This window comes from Parabacteroides chinchillae, assembly GCF_900108035.1.
Classification (GTDB): Bacteria; Bacteroidota; Bacteroidia; order Bacteroidales; family Tannerellaceae; genus Parabacteroides; species Parabacteroides chinchillae.
The window spans coordinates 48,070-62,840 of the sequence record NZ_FNVS01000007.1 but is presented as its reverse complement, the minus strand read 5'-3'; the positions used below and the strand labels follow the sequence as shown (position 1 = coordinate 62,840).

General features: G+C 46.8%; 17 protein-coding genes and 1 tRNA gene. 7 read left to right on the top strand and 11 right to left on the bottom strand.

Annotated features, from left to right (window positions below; genetic code table 11):
- The 3 genes from C4S38_RS06860 (at position 1) to C4S38_RS06850 (ending at position 1,237) form a co-directional block, all read left to right on the top strand.
- On the top strand, positions 1 to 363 hold the full coding sequence (locus C4S38_RS06860; protein WP_103983102.1) for a DUF2958 domain-containing protein: 363 nt from the start codon (positions 1 to 3) through the stop codon (positions 361 to 363).
- Positions 364 to 416: 53 nt separating this feature from the next.
- Positions 417 to 797: a hypothetical protein gene (locus tag C4S38_RS06855; RefSeq protein ID WP_103983101.1), complete on the top strand. Its 381-nt coding sequence runs from the start codon at positions 417 to 419 to the stop codon at positions 795 to 797.
- Between the two features lie 68 nt (positions 798 to 865).
- Positions 866 to 1,237: a hypothetical protein gene (locus C4S38_RS06850; RefSeq protein WP_103983100.1), complete on the top strand. Its 372-nt coding sequence runs from the start codon at positions 866 to 868 to the stop codon at positions 1,235 to 1,237.
- A 233-nt stretch (positions 1,238 to 1,470) separates the two neighbouring features.
- On the opposite strand, the gene C4S38_RS06845 is transcribed toward C4S38_RS06850, so the two are convergent.
- From C4S38_RS06845 to C4S38_RS06825, 5 genes are read right to left on the bottom strand one after another with little or no spacing between them, the layout of a single operon-like run.
- Complete coding sequence (locus tag C4S38_RS06845; RefSeq protein WP_103983099.1) at positions 1,471 to 1,713, bottom strand: hypothetical protein; 243 nt, start codon at positions 1,711 to 1,713, stop codon at positions 1,471 to 1,473.
- Positions 1,710 to 2,297, bottom strand: coding sequence for a P-loop NTPase family protein (locus C4S38_RS06840; RefSeq protein WP_103983098.1), 588 nt, complete (start codon positions 2,295 to 2,297; stop codon positions 1,710 to 1,712). Before C4S38_RS06840 ends, C4S38_RS06845 begins: the two co-directional genes overlap by 4 nt.
- Positions 2,298 to 2,316: 19 nt before the next feature.
- Complete coding sequence (locus tag C4S38_RS06835; protein WP_146059455.1) at positions 2,317 to 3,114, bottom strand: DUF7833 domain-containing protein; 798 nt, start codon at positions 3,112 to 3,114, stop codon at positions 2,317 to 2,319.
- Between the two features lie 52 nt (positions 3,115 to 3,166).
- Entirely contained in the window at positions 3,167 to 3,442 is a 276-nt protein-coding gene (locus C4S38_RS06830; RefSeq protein ID WP_016278657.1) for a hypothetical protein, read from the bottom strand.
- Between the two features lie 26 nt (positions 3,443 to 3,468).
- Entirely contained in the window at positions 3,469 to 3,744 is a 276-nt protein-coding gene (locus C4S38_RS06825; RefSeq protein WP_103983096.1) for an excisionase family DNA-binding protein, read from the bottom strand.
- A gap of 211 nt (positions 3,745 to 3,955) precedes the next feature.
- On the opposite strand from C4S38_RS06825, the gene C4S38_RS06820 reads away from it, so the two are divergent.
- Positions 3,956 to 4,420, top strand: coding sequence for a hypothetical protein (locus tag C4S38_RS06820; protein ID WP_103983095.1), 465 nt, complete (start codon positions 3,956 to 3,958; stop codon positions 4,418 to 4,420).
- Between the two features lie 26 nt (positions 4,421 to 4,446).
- Here the strand turns inward: C4S38_RS06820 and C4S38_RS06815 are convergent, their stop codons facing one another.
- Together C4S38_RS06815 and C4S38_RS06810 are read right to left on the bottom strand one after the other, a co-directional pair.
- Positions 4,447 to 5,571, bottom strand: a complete 1,125-nt coding sequence (locus tag C4S38_RS06815) for a site-specific integrase (RefSeq protein ID WP_103983094.1) — start codon at positions 5,569 to 5,571, stop codon at positions 4,447 to 4,449.
- A gap of 479 nt (positions 5,572 to 6,050) precedes the next feature.
- A tRNA-Lys gene (locus C4S38_RS06810) sits at positions 6,051 to 6,123 on the bottom strand.
- Positions 6,124 to 6,291: 168 nt separating this feature from the next.
- On the opposite strand from C4S38_RS06810, the gene ettA reads away from it, so the two are divergent.
- Positions 6,292 to 7,980: an energy-dependent translational throttle protein EttA gene (gene ettA, locus C4S38_RS06805; protein ID WP_103983093.1), complete on the top strand. Its 1,689-nt coding sequence runs from the start codon at positions 6,292 to 6,294 to the stop codon at positions 7,978 to 7,980.
- A gap of 18 nt (positions 7,981 to 7,998) precedes the next feature.
- Entirely contained in the window at positions 7,999 to 8,655 is a 657-nt protein-coding gene (locus C4S38_RS06800; RefSeq protein WP_103983092.1) for a 3-keto-disaccharide hydrolase, read from the top strand.
- A gap of 44 nt (positions 8,656 to 8,699) precedes the next feature.
- On the opposite strand, the gene C4S38_RS16030 is transcribed toward C4S38_RS06800, so the two are convergent.
- The 3 genes from C4S38_RS16030 to dnaB all read right to left on the bottom strand — a co-directional run bounded on the left by C4S38_RS16030 (position 8,700) and on the right by dnaB (position 10,937).
- Positions 8,700 to 8,900, bottom strand: coding sequence for a DMT family transporter (locus C4S38_RS16030; RefSeq protein WP_262497701.1), 201 nt, complete (start codon positions 8,898 to 8,900; stop codon positions 8,700 to 8,702).
- Between the two features lie 243 nt (positions 8,901 to 9,143).
- Positions 9,144 to 9,404: a hypothetical protein gene (locus C4S38_RS16025; RefSeq protein ID WP_233202054.1), complete on the bottom strand. Its 261-nt coding sequence runs from the start codon at positions 9,402 to 9,404 to the stop codon at positions 9,144 to 9,146.
- A 15-nt stretch (positions 9,405 to 9,419) separates the two neighbouring features.
- Positions 9,420 to 10,937: a replicative DNA helicase gene (dnaB, locus tag C4S38_RS06790; protein ID WP_103983091.1), complete on the bottom strand. Its 1,518-nt coding sequence runs from the start codon at positions 10,935 to 10,937 to the stop codon at positions 9,420 to 9,422.
- Between the two features lie 206 nt (positions 10,938 to 11,143).
- Here dnaB and C4S38_RS06785 point away from each other — a divergent pair, with 206 nt between their 5' ends.
- Complete coding sequence (locus tag C4S38_RS06785; RefSeq protein ID WP_099462896.1) at positions 11,144 to 12,070, top strand: magnesium transporter CorA family protein; 927 nt, start codon at positions 11,144 to 11,146, stop codon at positions 12,068 to 12,070.
- A 383-nt stretch (positions 12,071 to 12,453) separates the two neighbouring features.
- Here C4S38_RS06785 and C4S38_RS06780 read toward each other — a convergent pair whose 3' ends face one another.
- Entirely contained in the window at positions 12,454 to 14,697 is a 2,244-nt protein-coding gene (locus C4S38_RS06780; protein ID WP_103983090.1) for a GH92 family glycosyl hydrolase, read from the bottom strand.
- Positions 14,698 to 14,771: the final 74 nt, after the last annotated feature.

The following is a 14,771-nucleotide window of genomic DNA, read 5'->3' as shown; positions in this document are numbered from 1 at the left end:
ATGAACAGACTGTTGACACCGAAATTTGAGGAAGCCATAAATGACTATCCTCTGTACTCGCAGGACGGCAAGGCGAGAGACGCAGTGTGCGTGGCGATATTCACTATCGGAAATATCCGTTGGTTTGTGCTTGAAGGAGGCAAAGAGGGGGACGATACAATCCTTTACTGCATAGTGGTCGGGCTCGGCGAAGATGAATACGGCTATGTGTCGCTCAACGAACTTGCCGATGTCGAACTTGACTATCGCAAACAAGGCTTCGGCATTATCCGAGTGATACAAATGCCGTATTTCACCCCATGCCCCATAGGGCAGATAAGCGACCCGAGGCTTCAAGACTTCTTGAACCGCCTCTATGATTGACCGAACACGTCAGCCGTGGTGTTGTGCCACGGCTGACATTACACCGTAAGAATATGGATATACAAGATATAATCGACAAGATAACCGAATGTGCCGAAGCTAACGGCTGGCACGTCCATACTGAAAAATACCGCGACACTGATTTATGGCTGTTTGAGTTCTCGCAATACACAAAGGCAGGGCAGGATTTTAATTTCTCGGCTGAAATGAGATATGCCGACCCCGATACTTTGATAAAGTCAGTGAGAGAATATTACGAGAACTATGACCCCGATGAGGAAGCATATCTCTGGATTGGCGATGACGGACACGGCAAGAACGGTGCGCCATACCATATCTCGGATATTGTAGCCGACATGGAGGACGCGGAGTCCATGGTCGGCACTCTGCTTGAAGCCTTTGAGGGACTTGACTTTGACCCATGCGGTGAATAGAGCCTTACTTTTCAAAATTCGGTCTGCCACCTCCATGCCGGACGTGGCAGACATAAACGTGTACTGACATGATTTTACAAACCATAATCCAAGTTGCCGCACAATGCGGCTGGAGCGTGACCGCCAATGTGAGAGACGGAAACATCACCTCTTTCGATTTCCGGCGGAATACCGAGAGCGGACTGCCGTTCTGCTTCTCAGCCGACATGACCGGTAGCAAACCGACTTCGCTGGTGGACGACATACTATCGTTCATCGACGCTTTCCAACCCGACATCTTCGCGCGGCAGTGGTGCCGGGTTTCGGGTGCCGGAGAGAGCCGATATGCCCAGACACTCTCCGACATGGACGGCATACGCACCCAGGCATGGCTACTCGCCATCGACCTCTCCGAAGCCTTCTCCGCTCCGCGCCCTTCACCGTGGTATCTCTGGAACTGACAGTGCCGTTTTATCGGTTCTTCCGTTTTCTTCCCCGCTTGACCTGCGGGTGGTCGAGCAGAAAAATTATGTCGCTTCCGAGTATCAGCCTGTGCCAGCCGTTTTCCGAGCGGCGGTATGGGAGTACCGGGGGCGATTGCCTCATGTATTCGTAAATCGTTGTATGGCTTATGCCGAGCAATTTTCTTGCCGCCATCACCGAATATAGCAAGTCGGGGACTATCCTGTGAAAATCAGGGCGCATGGCTTTTCTCCCCACTTTCCATCACCGCCTGCCGGCGGTATTCGTTTATGAAAACTTCGGCGGCTTCCACTGCCATCTCTGCGGAGATGCTGATATGCGTGGGCCACCGTGCAAGACGGTTCTCCGGCGTGACTATATCCGACAGCCGTATGTCGTGATAATACAGCGCGACTGCAAGGTCATATTTCCGCTGTTCCCAATCTATGGGTGTGTTTTGTACGTTGTCTTTCATTTTTCCATGTTCTTTTGAGTGTTTATCCTGAATGTCTTTCCTCGCAAGGCGACGAAATTGAACATCTCCTTGAAGCGGTCATATATCCTCTCGCCATAGGCCTCCTGTATCTGGTCGATTGTGAAGTTGGTGGTGGCATGGGTGAACTGGTGGTAGCGGTTGTCGTAGCGTGACTGGAAGATGTACTGCATAACATTCTCGAAGTTGCCGTACCTTCCTGTCGGCAATGTCTCGCTGCCAAGTTCGTCAAACGCCTGCCTCGGACTGTCGATATACTGCCTGATGCCACGGTAGCCTCCGTATATTGACTCATCGGCGTAAGCAGCGCATACATCAATCACGTTGTCTATCCGGAAATAATATCGGTTGCCGTCGATACGCGGTCTCACAAGTGAGCAGAACTCCCTGATGATTTTCAGCATGGTGGATTTGCCCGTACCTATGTCGCCCCAGATAAGCAGCCCCTTGTCAGGGTCAAGGTTGCCGTCATAGTCCATCACCGCCCAGTGAACGATGTCGTTGTAGGCAGGTTTCATTTCTTCCCTCACTGTGAAGCCGGGGCAGACTGCAACGGCACACTGCATGAAAAGCGTCTTGTATCCGCTAATCCTCGATAAGTCCACAGTTCGGTTTGATCGGCGTTCTGCGGCCTCTCTGATTTCCCTGACGGCTTCCGCCGGGTTTATTTTCTTTGGGTATGCCATTGTTCCGTTCTCGTTCTAATCGGGCGCGGGCCCAGTTGAAAAAATGATCCTTGCACTCCTGCACGGTCTGATGATTCTTTTTCTTGATCCTGCACTCCTGAAAAAAGTCAGGAAGCATATTTTCAAGAATTTTCCTTTCGCAGTGCAAGGCACTGGCTATTTCGTCGAGCGAAGCCGTATCCTTTGAAAAAATTTCAAAAACTTCTCCTTCACGCGCGGGGGAGAGAGAATTTTTATTTATATTATTATCTATATAATATATGTCCCCAAAGGTGTCCCCAACAGTGTCGGAAGAAGTGTCCCCATTTGTGGGGGATTGAGCTTCTGAAGAAGCCCCGACAGCCGCTGTATCCTGTGGAGCCATGATTGAAAAGCCGGGTATCTGATCCATGACAAGCACCGTGTATAAAGTCGCGTTGCCTATTTCAAGTCGCCGTATCCACTTCTGCGCTTCAAAAATCCTCATGTATCTTCCTACTGTATCTTTGTCCGCTCCGATCGAGGCGGCCAGTTTTCGTGTCGAGGCCACGAACTGACCGGGCAGGATGTCTATTGTCGTGCCTTTTATGGGATATGTGCCTTTGGCTCTCTGCACACGGAAAAGTATCTCCAGCCAGAGATGTACCATCCGGCTCTCGGAGTAGAGCCATTCCACGTCGCGGAGATAGTGCATTACGGGTATCCATGAACGGTTCATTTCGGCTGTTTATATTCTTGGGGTACATATATATGGGAGTTGTGCGTATGCCTCAGGCTTTTCCGCTTGGAGTGTCAACATCGCGGTCTGTCACATAGAGTTCCTTCGGGAACACCACACATCCGGCAATCCTCTCTATCTCTTTCTTGCAGAAGGAGGGTATGCAGCAGCATCCGGCTTTCCAGTTATAGAATGTCTTGCGTTTGATGCCTTCTCCGCAGGCTCTTACTACCGCTGTCACGAAAAATCGGTGGTCAGTATGGGGTAGCGTGGCGAGATAGTCGTTAAGACACTTGGAGTCAATCTCCTTTATCTGTTGTGTAGTCATAATTTCGTCCTTTAAGATTAAATGAATCAGGTCTGCCGTTTTTTTTCAAGTGTTGCGTATCCGGCACGCGCCCTCACATCGTAAAGAGAGAGGAAAAAACGCCGCCCGTTACGCTCCGCTTTCAGGGAGCCGTCATGTATCGCGTCGCGTACACGCTGGTCTGAACAGTGCATGATCTCCGCCGCCTCACGCACGGTTATCTTTCTGTCGGGAGGCACAGGTGCGGTGATGTTCCGCTTTATCTCTTCAAGGGTGTTCTCAATCCTTGTGAGCCTCATTGTTATGCGTCTGTCTTCACTCATAGTCGTATCCGTTTTATAAGCTGTTTGACATTTTTTCTTTTAGCAACCATTAGCTATGTTTAGAAAAATGATTATCTTTGCAATTAGAAATAATTAATCTAAATTAGGTAGTTGCATTAACACTAACAAACTAATTGTACTAAATGATTGTTTGAAGTGTTATTATTGGAAATACCTAATCAAATTTATTAGAAAATATAAACACGAGTTTATGGACAGCATAAGAGAAAGGGTAAGACAGGCGATGGAATGGCTTAAAGACAACAAGCTGTTCAACTCCAACCGTGCCATAGCGGAGAAAATGGGTTACAATCCCAGCGTCGTGTCGCAGGTGATAACCGGCAAATCGAATGTATCGGAACGCTTCGTCAAGAGTCTGTGCGGCGTTTATCCGCCATTGAGTTTTGAATGGATATGGAGCGGCGAGGGCCGCATGATAAAAGAAACCGCGCCGCGTCAGCAAGAGCCGGTTCCGGAACCTCCGCAGATGGACCGTTTTTCATATATCCTCGCTGACATGGCGGAGATTATAAAGAACATGACAGCCTTCATGGGGCCGATGAATAACAGGCTTGAACGTATGGAAAAGAGGATTGATGAACAGGCCAAAGAGATAGAGCGGCTACGTTCCGAACTGTCTGTAAAAGAGAAAGCCGCCACCTCCCGGAAGAAGTGACGGCTGCACCAATGTTAATGTAGAGATTATTTAAGTTTACCGAAGCCCTGTATGACACTCGTCTGAAGCACATGGGCGTATTTCTCGGTCATTGTCACGTTGGAATGGGCGAGCATCTTGCTCACAGTCTCGATGCCCACGCCTTTTGTCAACGCCCACGTTGCAAACGTGTGGCGGCCTACGTGCATTGTCAGGTTGATGTGCAGACTGGCAAGGTTGGCGATTATCTTCAGCTGGTCGTTGCATTTCTGGTTGCTCATCAGATTGAGGTTGTAGTTGTACTTTTTCAGTATGGCTATCGCCTTAGGCAACAGCACGATCGTATAGGGCATACCGGTTTTCATACGCTTGTCGCGTATGCAGTAGTCCTCGCCCTGTCTGAACACATCCGTCTTCTTGATCTTCACAAGGTCGGAGTACGCCAGCCCCGTGTAGCATGAGAAGATAAACATATCGCGCACTTTCTCGGTCATGCCGTAGAGTTCGAGGGCTTCCACACGGTCACGTTCCTCTTCGGTAAGGAATTTTATGCCCTCCGATTTTCCACGCGAAATCCTCATGCCGTCATATGGGTTGGACTCCAGCTTCTCAAACTGTATCGCCTCCACAATATAGGGTTTGAGGCGTTTGTGATAGCCATGAACCGAGGCCTGGGCTGTCACACGCTTGCGTATGAAATCGTCCCATAGTCTGATGTTCTTTGGGGTGAGGTCGCTGAAGAAGCGTATCAGCCCGAAGTCGCGCAGGCATTTGAGCATCACCTTGTGCTGCTTGCGGGTTGACTCCGTGACCGGGCGCATGTCGATACGTTCCTCCAGCCAGTCGAGGAAACTTGCCGACGAACCCTGCAACTTCGTTTTCTTGACCTTTTTGAGAAGCGACAGGTCGTATTCGCCCTTTGTCGAGGCTATAGACGACATCTTCTCATGGAGACCGTCATAGACACGGCGTATCTGCTCGTTCAGATGGTCAGCCTGAGGGTGGTTGACCACCTCCTTGCCGTTCCACTGCTGCTTGAGTACAGCCACGCCGGTGGAGAGACGGACGCGCTCACGGTTGTACGACACCTCGATCTCCACGGTGCCGGGGTTGACGGCCGATGCCTTCTTGCGGCGGTCGAAAACAATCTTGATCTGTGGTATTCCTGCCATAAGTAAAAGATTTTAAGAATGATACATTAAAATTTCTCGTGATGTGGTACACGAAAAAGCGTGTACCACAAATTCCGGGAAATGTACCACACGTGTACCACATACCATTCCAACGCATCCGGCAACGAGGCTGTTGCACGCCCCGAATCTTTTGGAAACATTTAGCACAAAATAGCAAATATCAGAGAGTTGGCACTCTAAACAGACTCCGGTCGCTATGGCAAGACTGGGGCAGGAGACAACGGCTGATATTTGTTGGAAAAGCTGGTACATTTGTGGTACTTTTTTGTGGTACATTCACGAAATCTGTACCAAAGATAATGTGCTAATTCCGAACTAACAAATGCTAACTTTGGCTATCGGCAGGAAACGCGGTTTGTGCTAAATCTTTCTAAACCAAGATTTTATAAAATTGCTAACATTTGCACATCAGTCACTTACGGACATGAAAAAAGGGCCACTGAAAAGTGACCCTTGTGTGATCCGCCTGGGGTTCGAACCCAGGACCCCATCCTTAAAAGGGATGTGCTCTACCTACTGAGCTAGCGAATCATCCTAATGCGTTACTTCTGTAATGCGGGTGCAAAGATAAAGTATAGAGTTTAATTATACAAATTTTGAGAGATTTTTTTTAGAATACAGGAAAAGTTTTAGAGTATACCAAAATAATCATGTACTTTTGTCTACAAACAAACTATTTATAATTATATATCTAACAATATGGCAGACGATAAGAAAATTATTTTCTCTATGGTGGGCGTAAGCAAGATGTTCCCGCCTCAAAAACAGGTACTAAAAGATATATATCTTTCTTTCTTTTATGGAGCTAAGATTGGTATTATCGGTTTAAATGGTTCTGGTAAATCTACCCTGTTGAAAATTATCGCCGGCATTGAAAAAGAGTATCAGGGAGATGTGATTTTCTCACCTGGTTATTCAATTGGCTATCTGGAACAAGATCCGAAATTGCAATCGGGAAAGACTGTGAAGGAAATCGTACAGGAAGGTGTACAGGATATTGTTGACACACTAAAAGAGTACGAAGAGGTGAACGAAAAATTTGGCGATCCCGAAGTATTGGAAAATCCTGACAAGATGGATGCTTTGATTACCCGTCAAGCTGAATTACAGGACAAGATAGATGCAACGGATGCCTGGAACCTGGACAGCCGTCTGGAACGTGCCATGGACGCTCTTCGCTGTCCACCCGAAGATCAGGTAGTTGACACGTTATCAGGAGGCGAACGCCGTCGAGTTGCCTTATGCCGCTTATTGCTTCAACAACCCGACGTATTGTTACTGGACGAACCAACCAATCATTTGGATGCCGAATCCATAGACTGGCTGGAACAGCATCTACAACAATATCCAGGCACAGTTATCTGCATCACACACGACCGATACTTCCTGGATCATGTGGCCGGATGGATTCTTGAATTAGACCGTGGAGAAGGTATTCCGTGGAAAGGCAACTATTCGTCATGGCTGGATCAAAAGACAAAACGTATGGCTCAGGAAGAAAAACAGGTGAGCAAACGTCGTAAAACGTTGGAACGTGAGCTGGAATGGATCAATATGGCTCCGAAAGCACGTCAGGCCAAAGGCAAAGCCCGTTTGAACTCGTATGAGGCTCTTTTGAATGAAGACCAGAAAGAACGCGAAGCCAAACTGGAAATCTTTATTCCGAACGGACCGCGTCTCGGTAATAAAGTAATAGAAGCGCAACACGTAGCAAAAGCCTTTGGCGACAAATTGTTATTCGACAATCTGAACTTTATGCTCCCTCCCAATGGAATTGTTGGCGTTATTGGCCCTAATGGTGCTGGAAAAACGACATTATTCAAGATGATTATGGGAATGGAAAGCATTGACAAAGGCTCTTTTGAAGTGGGCGAAACGGTTCAGATTGGCTATGCAGACCAGACCCACAAAGATATTGACCCGAAGAAAACCGTTTACCAGGTTGTTTCCGGAGGACAAGAGTTTATACGCGTCGGAGGCAAAGAAGTCAACTCTCGCGCTTATCTTTCCAAATTCAATTTTGCAGGAGCCGACCAGGAAAAGCTTTGTGGCGTATTATCCGGCGGCGAGAGAAACCGGCTACATTTGGCTCTTACCCTAAAAGCGGAAGCAAACGTATTATTGCTGGACGAACCTACCAACGATATAGACGTAAATACGCTCCGTGCACTGGAAGAAGGATTGGAAAACTTTGCCGGTTGTGCCGTTGTTGTTTCACACGACCGCTGGTTCCTTGATCGCATCTGTACGCATATCCTTTCGTTTGAAGGGGATTCGAACGTTGTATTCTACGAAGGTACATATTCCGACTATGAAGAATACAAACGCAAACAGTTGGGTGATGTAGAGCCCAAACGTGTGCGTTATCGTAAACTCATTGCAGACTAATTATATAATATTAATACCATGAAGAAAAGACTAATCTCTCTGGCAGCCATAGCTGTTGCCCTTTTATGCTCTGGAAGTGAAGTTGTTGCACAGAAAACTATCAAGTTGTTTAACGGCAAAGACCTTTCCAACTGGAATTTTGTAGTAGACAAAAACTCTGTTCCCGCCGATCAGGTATATTCCGTAAAAGACGGCATAATAAACATCACCGGCCAGCCTTTCGGCTATATGTACACGAAAGAAAAGTATGGCGACTACAAATTGCATTTGGAATACCGCTGGCCAAACGGTAAAGAAAAAGCAAACAGTGGCATTTTTTTACTGATCACCGATCCGACAAATCCCTTCCCGAATGGTATCGAATGCAACCTGATGCTTGACAATGCAGGCGACTTTGTTGCCCTTAACGGTGCCGATTTGGCCGAATATCAGGGCAAGCCCGGCGAGCCCCGTCCGATGTTTCCCGTTGTAAAGAAATCGGGGGAAGACACAGAAAAACCTGCAGGAGAATGGAACGAAGTAAACATCTTCGTGAAGAATGGTGTAATTACCGTTTATGTTAACGGCGCACTTAAGAATATAGGAACAAGCAACCAAAAGAGCGGTTATATCGGTCTGCAAAGCGAAGGAAAGGAAGTACAGTTCCGCAACGTAACGCTTACTCCGTGGGAATGATCTGAATAAACCATGCAACTCATCTAAACAGTGTGATGCGGCGATCAGACAAAGAACAACGATACGCCGCACACACTGATTATCGCTCCAATAATTTCCTTCAAAATAACCTTCTGCTTAAAGAAAAACCAAGCGGGTGCCAGAATGATTATCGGCGTAAGCGCCATCAATGTGGAGGCAATGCCAGCCCCCGTATATTGCACAGCCATTAACGAGAAAGAGACACCCAGAAACGGGCCGAATATGGTTCCCCCCGGTTGCCGCCGTCATTGCTTTGCAGTCGCCAAAGGAACGGACAAAGGCTTTGCCTTGCCGCATAGACAGCATTACGATCAAAAAGCCGCTCACTCCCACTATGGCACGTATCAACGTAGAGGCAAATGGAATCATTTGTACAACGACTGTATTGGCAGGATCGGCACTTTCCATATAACAGGACATTCCTAATTTACTGAACGCCAAGCCTACGCCCTGCCCTACTCCGGCACCTATGCCAAATAAGATGCCTTTGGCAAGAAGTGTAAAATGCCATTTTTCGGGCCCGCCACCACCCCGGCCCACAATGGAAAGACCGATACCAAACAGGGTAACCACCATTCCGGCAAGCGGATTATATTAAGTGGCAACGCCCCTATCCGCTTTCCGGCATACTCAAAACATAATGCGGTTATTGTCCACGAAGCCGCCACACCTAAAGATATAATTTCTCCCGTATAAACCTGCAAGGAGGAAAGACTGCCTATCGCCATAATGTATTTTATCCGCTAAAACGGTACCTCGTTGCTGCTTCCCTGATTCAGGAAATCGGCACCTGCCGGAGGTATAGGAGGCAAAGGTTCCGGCGCACTGTTCATATTAGAAGAGAACTCGCGGATCGGGATGTCTTCTTCTATGTTCATAAACTTGGCAAACTCGTTTTTGAACCGGAGTCTCACATCTCCTGTTGCACCGTTACGGTGTTTGGCAATGATGATTTCGGCAAGGCCTATCAATGAGTTTCCACGTTCATCTTCTGTAATCTTATAATATTCGGGACGATGAATAAAGCAAACCATATCGGCATCCTGCTCAATTGCACCTGATTCACGCAAATCGGCCAACTGGGGGCGCTTCCCTTCTACTCCTTGGCGGCTTTCAACACCACGGTTCAACTGTGACAGGGCAATAATAGGAATATTCAACTCCTTAGCCAGGCCTTTCAGAGATCGCGAAATGGTACTTACTTCCTGTTCACGGCTACCGAAGTTCATACCGCTGGCATTCATCAACTGCAGGTAGTCAATAATAATACATTTGATGCCATGTTCGCGCACCAGACGGCGCGCTTTGGTACGCAATTCAAAGACTGACAAACTGGGCGTATCATCCACATAAATAGGCGCATCATAAAGTTCCTTGATTTTAAAGTCCAGCTGCTCCCATTCGTAGCTCTCCAGGCGTCCGCTCTTAATCTTTTCGCCCGGAATCTCACATACGTTCACAATCAAACGGTTCACCAACTGCACATTGCTCATTTCAAGCGAAAACAAAGCTACCGGAGTATTGAAGTTAACCGCCATATTCTTAGCCATAGAAAGCACAAACGCAGTCTTACCCATCGCAGGACGGGCGGCTATAATGATAAGGTCGGAATTCTGCCAACCCGAAGTAATCTTGTCAAGCCCTTCGAAACCGGTTCGCAGACCGCTCAAGCCTTCCTTCTGGTTGGCTGCTTTCTGCAACATCTCCATTGCATCCTTGATTACGGGATTGATCTGGGTAACGTCTTTCTTTACATTACGTTGGGATATTTCGAACAGTTTGCCTTCGGCTTCCTGCATCAGATCGTCTACGTCAATGGTTTCGTCAAATGCTTTGCCCTGAACCATAGCTGTGAAAGAAATCAGTTCGCGTGCCAGATATTTCTGGGCAATAATGCGGGCATGGTATTCTATATGGGCGCTACTGGCCACTTTACTGGTTAGCTGGGAAATATAAAAAGGTCCTCCCACTTCTTCCAGCTCGCCTCTGCGTTTCAACTGCTCGGTCACAGTCAGCATATCTACCGGACGTTGGCTGATAGCCAGGTCTACAATAGCAGAATAAATCTTCTCATGCGACTTTTCGTAAAAACACTCTGGCTTCAATATTTCACTTACTATTGAATATGCGTCTTTCTCGAGCATCAATGCCCCCAGCACAGCTTCTTCCAGTTCGCGAGCCTGTGGTTGCAAACGTCCCATATCGGGCACTACCACTGTCTTCTGTCTTCCTCTTCCTGTATTCTTGGTTCCTTCTGCCATTGTTCATTACTTAATTGGGGAATCAAAGGTAACATTTTTTGCCAAAGTATACAGAAAAAAGACTATCTTTGCGACCGTAAAAAGTAATTATCAATTATGGACGACAGTATTCCGCGAGAACAGACAGACAAGTACAAATTAATGTAGCGCGGAGGATATACCACCTCATTATCCTCTGCACTCAACAATGATGAAAGGAGGCAATAATGAGAAGTTTTCTTTATTGTGAAGCCGGCTTTGTAGAAAAAAAGCAATGGCTTCCTAACTGCTGGGTTAATGTAGAATGCCCCACTACGGACGATATCCGATATCTTATTAACGAATTCCAGGTTCCCGAATCTTTTCTTAGCGACATTGCCGACACCGACGAGCGTGCCCGCATTGAATATGAGGGAAAATGGTTGCTTACGATCCTGCGTATTCCGGTACAAAGCAAAGAGCAAGGGATTCTTTTTACTACCGTACCTATCGGAATCATCACAAATAATGAAATTATAGTAACGGTTTGCTATTATAAAACAGAACTGATCTCTGACTTTATCCGGTACACACGCCGCAAGGAAGTGGTAGTACGGCATAAATATGATTTGATATTACGTCTTATTCATTCGTCTGCCGTTTGGTATCTGAAATACCTGAAACAAATAAATTATGCCGTTTCGCAGGCAGAGAAGGCATTAGAGAAAAGCATCCGCAATGAAGATTTGCTTACGCTGATGAAGTTGGAAAAGAGTATGGTTTTCTTTAATACCTCTATCCGCGGCAACGAAGTGATGCTTACCAAACTGCAAAGTATTTTCCAGGACCCGATTTATATGGACAAAGAATTAGTAGAGGATGTAGAAACCGAGTTGAAGCAGGCTCACCTGACAGTAAACATATACAGCGACATTCTTACCGGTACGATGGATGCCTTTGCCTCTATTATATCCAATAATGTGAATACAATTATGAAACGCATGACGTCTTTATCCATTATCCTGATGGTGCCTACGTTAATTGCCAGCTTTTATGGTATGAATGTTCCAATTTATATGGAAGACATGCCACACGGGTTTATTCTCATTGTTTTATGCTCCATTTTTCTATCTGCTACAGCATTCTTCATATTCAGAAAGATCAAGTGGTTCTAATAAGCCCAGACTTTCCCAAGCCCGGATATACCGCCGCCTGTACACCCTCTTTGTCTTAGCCTCATTCGGCTTCCCGCCCTTCCCTGGTTGAACCATCCCCCTAGGTAGGGAGAAACAATCTCCCTAGGTAAGGGGAAACAATCTCCCTAGCTAGGGGGAAATAATCTCCCTAAGTAGGGGGATGCTTCAATCAGGGGAGTGTCAATGATTCCTGCAGCCGGCAGTGGGCAGCCGACGCTTTTGGTTGAAAGAGATGCCCCTCCCCCCCCCGGATTTGTATTACCGGATGTAGAACACGCAGAAGAACGCAGACCCTATTGATTATTAATAAAATCAATAGGGTCTGCGTTCCTTAATTCCGGCTTTTGACAGCCTCTTCTTAATTACTTATGTGTATCTTCCAGAATATATTTAAGTACGCCTGCATTTACAAGTTCTTCCTGTGAAATGGTATAACCTCTCAGTTTCTTATCACCGGCATATACGTCCTTGATATAAATATCTTCCGGCTTATTGTGTACAGACTCTATTACCAACCGGCCTTTGGGATAGAACTTCTTATCCAGTTGGATCGTTATCTTGTCAAACGTTGGCGAAGTTACTACATAGTTCACATCTCCGGGGCAGGCCGGATAGAATCCCATCATGGAGAAAATAGCCCAGGCAGACATCGTTCCCGTATCCTCGTTGCCCGGCACACCATTCGGCGCATTATGATAGGAGTCTTTCAACAATTGACGGACAATCTTCTGCGTACGCCAGGCCTCGCCTTTAAAGTAGCTGAACAGATAAGGATATGCAATATCGGGTTCATTGGCCGGATCATAATACCCTTTATCGAACACCATCTGAAGTTTGTCTACAAACTTCTTATCACCGCCCATCAACTTTGCCAACCCTTTAATATCGTGCGGCACATAGAAGGTGTAGTTCCATGAATTGCCTTCATGGAAGCCCGGACTTGGTTCAAAGTTCTCGCCTTGCTTCGGATCGAAAGGGGAATAGAACGTCCCGTCCGGCAAAATAGGGCGAAGCGTGCCGAACTCTTTACTATAATAGTGTTTATAGCCCAAAGAGCGGTCGCGGAATAGCTTGGCATCTTCTTTCTTGCCCAAAGCTCCGGCAAAGTTGGCCAGGTTCCAATCGGCAATATAATATTCTAAAGCATGGGAGACTGAGTTGTCGTATTGTTCGCGCAGTGGCACATAGCCTTTGCTGAAATAATCGTTTGCATCCGGACGGAGCAGGTTAAATTCGCCCGGAGTAGTTGCTCCTTTGCGCATAGCTTCGTAAGCTGTTTCCACGTCGAAATCGCGTAAACCGCGCATCCATGCATCTACGATATAAGGTATGGAAGGATCACCTTCCATGGTGAGTGTCTCCCGTCCGTAAAGCTCCCATTTGGGCAACCAGCCGCTTTCCTTGTACATATCGATCATGGTACGGATTATATCGAGCTGACGTTCGGGGTAAAGTAGTGTCATCAACGTGCTGACATTGCGATAGGTGTCCCATAAAGAGTAAACTGTATAACGGTTGCCTGTTGTATGGCCAACTTTCAGGCTTTCCATCATCGGATATTCTCCGTTCACATCCTGAATAATGTTCGGATGGATCAGCAGATGATACATGCCGGTATAAAAGATTGCTTTCTCGTCATTTGTGCCTCCTTCTACCTTCACCCGCGAAAGATCGTTGTTCCACATCGCGCTGGCTGCTGCACGTACTTTATCGAATTCGAAGTTGGGTTGCTCCGTATTCATATTCAGACGGGCATTCTCGATGCTGACGAAAGAAACGCCGACTTTCACCTCTATAACTTCGTTTTCGTCTGTATCATAAGTAAACCAGACGCCAACATCGTCGCCACTCATTTCGCGGGTATACTTGGTATACAGTTTATATTTGCCGGAATAGGCATCCCATTCGGCCTCTACGCCTTTCATCTCGCGTTGTTTCTTCCAATACCCCATTTGCTTGGGAGCTTTGCTCACCTTCATTACAAAATAGATAGGAAACACGGCTTGCGGATTATAGCAGAAAGTTCCCAGTAATTTGCTTCCTTCTATCTCTGTATCGTTCACGATGCGAACGGTTGCTCCCGATTCGTTTGTCAGGCCTTCACCCAGATTCATCAGGATATTGCCCTGCCCTTTCGGAAAAGTAAAGCGGCTAAGTCCGGTACGCATGCTTGCTGTGGCCTCGGTCTTGATTCCATATTTAGTCAGCGTATTGCTATAGTAGCCGGGATGAGCCGTTTCATCTTTATACTGGCTGCCGTATTCTTTATAATCTACATTAAGTTCGCCGCTTGTAGGCATCAAAAGCAAACTGCCCAAATCCGGGCACCCTACACCACTAAGGTTTACATGAGAATAACCGGTAAAGAAGTTGTTGTCCGACGTATACGGCGTAGACCACCATTGGGCATCTTTGTCGAACTTATTCGTTGCGGAACCCATTACATTAAAAGGAACAACGCTCATCATTCCTTGCGGGCATATAGCGCCGGGATTAGTTGTCCCGTAATTGCTCGTCCCTATGAAAGGATTCACATAATCTACCGGTTGTTGTGCCGATGCCATAAGGCCGCCACACAAGAGAAAGGTCATTAATTGCTTCTTCATTTATCTATTAATTTTAGTATTATTACCGAGTTATAAGTAAAAAGACTTCCCATGCGTAAGTAGAAAGTCTTCCT

Bases quoted from the DNA above. Each gene is read 5' to 3' on its own strand.
- C4S38_RS06860 (WP_103983102.1), top strand. From the start codon at position 1: ATGAACAGACTGTTGACACCGAAATTTGAGGAAGCCATAAATGACTAT.
- C4S38_RS06855 (WP_103983101.1), top strand. From the start codon at position 417: ATGGATATACAAGATATAATCGACAAGATAACCGAATGTGCCGAAGCT.
- C4S38_RS06850 (WP_103983100.1), top strand. From the start codon at position 866: ATGATTTTACAAACCATAATCCAAGTTGCCGCACAATGCGGCTGGAGC.
- C4S38_RS06845 (WP_103983099.1), bottom strand. From the start codon at position 1,713: ATGAAAGACAACGTACAAAACACACCCATAGATTGGGAACAGCGGAAA.
- C4S38_RS06840 (WP_103983098.1), bottom strand. From the start codon at position 2,297: ATGCAGTGTGCCGTTGCAGTCTGCCCCGGCTTCACAGTGAGGGAAGAA.
- C4S38_RS06835 (WP_146059455.1), bottom strand. From the start codon at position 3,114: ATGAACCGTTCATGGATACCCGTAATGCACTATCTCCGCGACGTGGAA.
- C4S38_RS06830 (WP_016278657.1), bottom strand. From the start codon at position 3,442: ATGACTACACAACAGATAAAGGAGATTGACTCCAAGTGTCTTAACGAC.
- C4S38_RS06825 (WP_103983096.1), bottom strand. From the start codon at position 3,744: ATGAGTGAAGACAGACGCATAACAATGAGGCTCACAAGGATTGAGAAC.
- C4S38_RS06820 (WP_103983095.1), top strand. From the start codon at position 3,956: ATGGACAGCATAAGAGAAAGGGTAAGACAGGCGATGGAATGGCTTAAA.
- C4S38_RS06815 (WP_103983094.1), bottom strand. From the start codon at position 5,571: ATGGCAGGAATACCACAGATCAAGATTGTTTTCGACCGCCGCAAGAAG.
- ettA (WP_103983093.1), top strand. From the start codon at position 6,292: ATGGCAGACGATAAGAAAATTATTTTCTCTATGGTGGGCGTAAGCAAG.
- C4S38_RS06800 (WP_103983092.1), top strand. From the start codon at position 7,999: ATGAAGAAAAGACTAATCTCTCTGGCAGCCATAGCTGTTGCCCTTTTA.
- C4S38_RS16025 (WP_233202054.1), bottom strand. From the start codon at position 9,404: ATGGCGATAGGCAGTCTTTCCTCCTTGCAGGTTTATACGGGAGAAATT.
- dnaB (WP_103983091.1), bottom strand. From the start codon at position 10,937: ATGGCAGAAGGAACCAAGAATACAGGAAGAGGAAGACAGAAGACAGTG.
- C4S38_RS06785 (WP_099462896.1), top strand. From the start codon at position 11,144: ATGAGAAGTTTTCTTTATTGTGAAGCCGGCTTTGTAGAAAAAAAGCAA.
- C4S38_RS06780 (WP_103983090.1), bottom strand. From the start codon at position 14,697: ATGAAGAAGCAATTAATGACCTTTCTCTTGTGTGGCGGCCTTATGGCA.